The 1,902-nt window shown below is 40.5% G+C and carries 2 protein-coding genes; both read left to right on the plus strand.

The window, feature by feature from the left end; genetic code table 11:
- Positions 1-124: 124 nt before the first annotated feature.
- On the plus strand, positions 125-1,180 hold the full coding sequence (locus KQI32_RS13165; RefSeq protein WP_216426083.1) for a Gfo/Idh/MocA family protein: 1,056 nt from the start codon (positions 125-127) through the stop codon (positions 1,178-1,180).
- A gap of 63 nt (positions 1,181-1,243) precedes the next feature.
- Positions 1,244-1,534, plus strand: coding sequence for a hypothetical protein (locus KQI32_RS13170; RefSeq protein ID WP_216426085.1), 291 nt, complete (start codon positions 1,244-1,246; stop codon positions 1,532-1,534).
- Positions 1,535-1,902: the final 368 nt, after the last annotated feature.

Consider the following 1,902-nt stretch of genomic DNA (forward strand, 5'->3'; position numbering starts at 1 on the left):
ATCCACAGTGCTTGTCTTTATTATATCGCAGGTAGCTACTCCTGCAAATATAATCAAAAACTTTAAGAAAGGAGATATAATTAAAACCACCCCTTTCGAGATGGTTTAATTATACGTGAACAATATGAAAACAAAAGTTGCAGTCATTGGGTGCGGAACAATTGCAACCAATCAGCATATTCCGGCATATATGAACAATAAGGATGCAGAGATCAAATATTTCTGTGATATCATTTCGGAGCGTGCAGAAAATGCAGTAAAGAAAAATGAATGCGGTATCGCAGTGACGGATTACCGCGAAATATTAGAGGACAATGAGGTGGAGGCCGTTTCTATCTGTACCCCGAATGCGGTGCACCAGGAGATTTCCGAGGCATTTTTGCATGCAGGCAAGCATGTTCTTTGTGAGAAACCGGCGGCAAGAACATATGAGGAAGCTTTGAAAATGCAGAAAGCACAGCAGGAAAGCGGAAAGATTTTGAACATTGGAGTGGTCAACCGCTTTAACAGCAGTGTAAACAAAATTAAGGAACTCATTGACAACGGAGAACTTGGCGATATTCATCACGTATATATCAGCTTCCGTTCGCATCGTTCCATTCCGGGATTAGGCGGAAGTTTTACAACCAAAGCCATCTCTGGCGGAGGTGTATTGATTGACTGGGGCGTACATTTTTTGGATATCGTAATGTACTGTTGCGGAGATCCTAAGCCTCTTACGGTCTCAAGTGAAACGTTCTGTAAATTGGGAAAGAAAATAGAGGATTATACCTATGTGGATATGTGGGCGGGTCCTCCTGTAAAAGATGGAATTTATGATGTGGATGATTCCGTTACCGGTATGGTACGAACCAGCGGGCCTGTCATCACCTTTAACGGAGCGTGGGCACAGAATATCGGAGAAAATGAGATGTACATTGATTTCATGGGTGACAAGGCAGGCATTCGTTTGCAGTATGGCGGTTCTTTTGTCAAGTATGGAACGAAAAACGGGATGCTGTGTGAAACAAAATATCAAATGAATGAGAAAAATATGTTTCAGCAGGAGATTGACAGCTTCTTGGAATGTATCCGGACAGAAAAAAAGCTGTCGTCTAACATTGATGTCAATATCATTACCTCCAGGCTGATGAGTGCAATCTATGAGTCGGCTGAAAAGCATTGTGAGATCGCATTATAATAAAACATAATGGATGAAGTTGTGAAATTGGTTATAAATATAGGATTAAAGGGAGAACAAAAAATGTCCATTCAAATTTTGCAGCTTTCTTCTTTGGAAAAGGTTTTTCTGGATTATGAGGGTAAAAAAGATACCATAACAAATGCATCCGCGTTGAAAGGAGAATGCTTTTCCTACCAGATTGCTTATCGTTCCTGCGGAGCCTTGGATGCCCGCACACAGTTATCTGTAGAGGTTGATTCGCTGTTGCCTGTTTCTATTCGAAGGGTTGGCAATGTTCCATCTGAATTACCGCTATATCCGGATAAGCGCGATGCGGATTATCTGCACAGTGAGCCTTGTTGTTTTTCATGAAGCTTTGCAGGATATGCGTACGTTTCAAATGCTGGAACAGCTTGAAGGAAAGGAAGAGAGGTAAAGAAACTGATACAGTGTGAGGCAGGTCAGGAAATTCGGTTTGACAGCTATCCTAAAGACAGTATGTTTTTATTATGGCTTAGGGAAAAAGTGAATTATGAGATAGAGCGACATATTAAAAAATAGCTCTGCATTTTGTAAATATTAAATAAAACGGAACAGAGCTAGTAAAAAGGATAAGAATTCGAGTCTTTTACAAAGATTGTGTAAACCTCCAAACAGGTATATAATAAATACTGAGTTTGGAGGTTTTACTATGCCAAGAAGAAAAAGAACGCCGGAGGAAATCGCACGCAAAGCAAAAG

Source organism: Acetivibrio sp. MSJd-27 (assembly GCF_018918095.1).
Taxonomy (GTDB): Bacteria; Bacillota; Clostridia; order UMGS1840; family HGM11507; genus HGM11507.